The organism is Tahibacter caeni (assembly GCF_024609805.1).
Lineage (GTDB): Bacteria > Pseudomonadota > Gammaproteobacteria > Xanthomonadales > Rhodanobacteraceae > Tahibacter > Tahibacter caeni.
Genome location: NZ_JANFVR010000403.1, coordinates 1 through 3,734, shown reverse-complemented (window position 1 = coordinate 3,734; position 3,734 = coordinate 1). Strand labels below are relative to the sequence as shown.

Annotated in this window: 4 protein-coding genes; all 4 read left to right on the top strand. The window is 70.8% G+C overall.

From position 1 onward, the window contains the following. A partial coding sequence (locus NON22_RS21600; RefSeq protein ID WP_257389064.1) for a CpsB/CapC family capsule biosynthesis tyrosine phosphatase occupies window positions 1-290 on the top strand: 290 nt, incomplete at its 5' end. After that, window positions 281-1,018, top strand: coding sequence for a polysaccharide biosynthesis/export family protein (locus tag NON22_RS21595; protein ID WP_257389063.1), 738 nt, complete (start codon window positions 281-283; stop codon window positions 1,016-1,018). The genes NON22_RS21600 and NON22_RS21595, both read left to right, overlap by 10 nt. 22 nt (window positions 1,019-1,040) lie before the next feature. Further along, window positions 1,041-3,287 (top strand): GumC family protein, encoded by a 2,247-nt coding sequence (locus tag NON22_RS21590; protein WP_257389062.1) that lies wholly within the window; start codon window positions 1,041-1,043, stop codon window positions 3,285-3,287. Continuing rightward, on the top strand, window positions 3,284-3,734 hold a 451-nt coding region (locus tag NON22_RS21585; protein WP_257389061.1), incomplete at its 3' end, for a J domain-containing protein. The genes NON22_RS21590 and NON22_RS21585, both read left to right, overlap by 4 nt.

The following is a 3,734-nucleotide window of genomic DNA, read 5'->3' as shown; positions in this document are numbered from 1 at the left end:
GCTTCGGCCGCCGCCCGCGCTACTGGGGCGAGCGCCTGCTCGACGAAGGCCGCGCGCACCTGCTCGCGACCGACGCGCACGACAACGGCGCGCGCGGACCGCGTCTGGCCGAGGGGCGCGACGCCGCGGCGCGGCGCGTCGGCGATGCGGAAGCGCAGCGTCTCGTGCTGGAACGGCCGCAGGCCATTCTGCGCAATCTCGATCCGGCCCTGGCCGAGCCGCCGACGGCGGTGTCGCGGCCGCGGACCGGCACCTGGCAACGCGTACAGGAGCTTTTCGCATGGCAGTGATTTCCGGCCGTCTGCGCCGTTGCATCGGCATCGTCGCGCTGCTGGCCGCGTTGTCGCTGGGCGGCTGCGCCGCGCCGAACGTGCGGCCGCACGACGCGCGCCCGGTCGCCGACGGCAAGAGCAGCAAGCTGCCGCCGCCCGACGTGATCACCGACGCCGGCGAGTACAAGGCGCAGTCCGAATACCGCATCGGTCCGAACGACCTGATCGAGGTCAGCGTGTTCCAGGTCGCCGAACTCGGCCGCGCGGTGCGCGTTAACACGCAGGGCCAGATCTCGCTGCCGCTGATCGGCACCCTGCAGGCCGGCGGCCACACCGTCGCCGAGCTCGAGGCCGAGATCGCCGCGCGCCTGCGCCAAGGCTACATCCAGGATCCGCAGGTCACGATCTTCATCAAGGAATTCACGAGCCAGCGCGTGACCGTCGAAGGCGCCGTGCGCAAGCCCGGCATCTACGCGCTGACCGGCCGCACCTCGCTGCTGCAGGCGCTGGCCATGTCCGAAGGCCTGGACCAGCTGGCCAATCCGCAGGGCGTCGTCGTGTTCCGCACGATCGAGGGGCGCAAGATGGTCGCCGTATTCGACATCGCCGCCATCCGCGCGGGCCGCACCGAGGATCCGCAGATCTACGGCGACGACATCGTCGTGGTCGACCAGTCGGGGCCGCGCACGGCGCTGCGCCGCTTCATCGAGTCGATCCCCGTGTTCGCCCTGTTCCGTCCGTTCTGATGCGCCGCCTCGGGAGAGCGTCATGAGCCGATCACTCGCTCCGGGACATCACCCCTCGCTGCCGCAGCGCCGCGACGAGGCGCTGCAGCCCGCGACCGTTTCGCTGCTGCCGTCCGCCGTGAACGCCGCCGAGACCGGCGACGAGGAGCGCCTGAACCTGATCGGCTACTGGCAGATCTTGCTCAAGCGCAAATGGCTGCTGCTGTCGGTGCTTGCCTCGGTGCTCAGCGTGGTGCTGGTCAAGACCCTGCTGACGCCGCCGGTGTTCCGCGCGAACGCGACGCTGCAGATCGACCAGGACACGATCAAGATCGTGCAGACCGAGGGCGTCGCGCCGGCCGAGGGCGTCGGCGACCGCGACTACTACCAGACCCAGTACGAACTGCTGCGCAGCCGCTCGCTGGCCGAGCGCGTTGCCGCCGGCATGGGCGTCGAGCAGATCCGCCTGGCCGCCGCGGCGCAGCGCACGCCGGGACTATGGGCGCGGCTCTCGGGCGGCGACGCCGACGCGGCCGAGCCGGCCGAGCCGAGCCGCGACGAACTCGCGAGCTACGTGCAGCGTCACCTGTCGGTCGAGCCGGTGCGCAACTCACGCCTCGTGCGCATCCAGTTCGACAGCCTCGAACCGGCCTTCTCCGCGGCGATGGCCAACGCGATCGCCGACGCGTTCATCGCGACCCACATCGACCGGCGCTTCGACGCGTCGGCATACGCGAAGAACTATCTCGAGGAGCGCCTGCAGCAGCTCAAGCTCAAGCTCGAGGATTCCGAGAAGCAGCTCGTCGAGTTCGCCCAGCAGCAGGGCATCGTCAGCATCGACCAGCAGCAGTCGCCGGCCGCGCAGGAACTGCAGAGCATCAACGCGAGCCTGGCCGCGGCGCAGCAGCAACGCATCGAGGCCGAGGCGAAGTTCCGCCGCAGCCAGACCACGCCGGCCGACGCGCTGCCGGAGGTGCTGCTCAGCAGCATCGTCGGCCAGCTCAAGAACCGGCGCACGGAGCTCCTGAGCGAGTACCAGGAGAAGCTGCGCATCTTCAAGCCCGGCTACCCGGCGATGGAACAGCTCAAGGGCCAGATCGAGGAGATCGACCGCCAGCTCGCCGGCGAGATCGGCCGCATCAAGAACGCCGTGCGCTCCGAGTACGACGCCGCGCGCAGCGCCGAGAACATGCTCGGCCTGCGCCTGGCCGAGCTCAAGGCGCAGCTGCTCGACCTGCAGGGCCGCAGCATCCAGTACAACATCATCAAGCGCGAAGTCGACACGAACCGCGAGCTCTACGACGGCCTGCTGCAGCGCTACAAGGAAATCGGCGTCGCCGGCGGCATCACGGCCAACAACATCTCCGTGGTCGACCGCGCGCGCGCGCCGACCAGCCGCTTCAGCCCCAACCTCGGTCGCAGCCTGCTGCTCGGCCTGTTCGCCGGCCTCGCCGCGGGCGTGTTCCTCGCGCTGCTGTTCGAGCACCTCGACGACACGATCAAGTCGCCCGAGGACGTGGAACAGAAATTCGGCCTCGCGGTGCTCGGCGTGATCCCGCGCCTGCAGCGCGGCTCGCCGCTGGAGGCGCTGAAGGACCCGCGCTCGCCGTTCTCCGAGTCGTACCGTTCCGTGCGCACGGCGCTGCAGTTCTCGACCGAATCCGGCGTGCCGCGCACCCTGTTCGTCACGAGTTCCGCGCCCGGCGAAGGCAAGAGCACGACGGCGCTGACGCTCGCGCTGCATTTCGCCCAGCTCGGCAAGCGCGTGCTGCTGATCGATGCGGACTTGCGCAACCCGACCATCCACCAGGCGCTGCGCGTGCCGAATACCGGAGGCCTCAGCAACTATCTTTCCGGCGCGAGCCGGCCGCTGAAGTTCCTGCATCCGACCCAGGTCAAGAATCTCGCCTGCCTGTGCTCGGGACCGCTGCCGCCGAATCCGGCGGAGCTGCTGGCCGGGCCGCGTCTGGTCACCCTGCTGCGCCTGGCGGCCGCCTCGTTCGACCAGGTCATCATCGACGGGCCGCCGATGCTCGGCATCGCCGACGCGGCCATCCTGTCCAATCTCGCCGGCGGCACCGTGCTCGTGATCGAGGCCGGCTCCACACGGCTCGGCTACGCGCGCGGCGTGCTCAAGCGGCTCAACGCCGCGCGGGCGCGCGTGCTCGGCGTGGTGATGACCAAGCTCGATCCGCGCCGCGGCGGCGCGGTCTACGGCTACGGCGGCTACAACTACTACGCCTACGGCGGCCGGCCCAAACTCGAGGCGCCGCGCGCGCGCCGGGCATGAACGAAGCGTTCGACCTGATGCTGGGCGTCTACCGCTCGCCGATGCGGGCGGCGCTGCTGCCGGGCCGCGCGCTGCCGGCGCAGCTCTACGACGTGCTGCGTCTGGCCGGCGGCGACGCCGACGCGGCCGCGGCGGCGCACGAGGCCACCGGCCTCGACGACGCCGAGCTCGCCGAAGCCGCCGCGCTGCTGCTGCAGCAGCTGCTGTTCTTCGACGGCGCCGACCACTACCGCGTGCTCGGCGCCGATCCGGACGTCGACGCGGAAGACCTCAAGCGCCATTACCGCGCGCTGATGCGCTGGCTGCACCCGGACCGCGATCCGGACAATTTGAACAGCGTGTTCGCCGAGCGCGTCAATCGAGCCTGGAGCGCGCTGCGCACGCCGCAGCGGCGCGCCGAGTACGACCGGCAGCGGCCGCCGCCGGACGTTCCGGCCGGCGCGGCGG

What these genes read in the sequence shown, in the direction of transcription:
- NON22_RS21595 (WP_257389063.1), top strand. Translation starts at nt 281, where the DNA reads ATGGCAGTGATTTCCGGCCGTCTGCGCCGTTGCATCGGCATCGTCGCG.
- NON22_RS21590 (WP_257389062.1), top strand. Translation starts at nt 1,041, where the DNA reads ATGAGCCGATCACTCGCTCCGGGACATCACCCCTCGCTGCCGCAGCGC.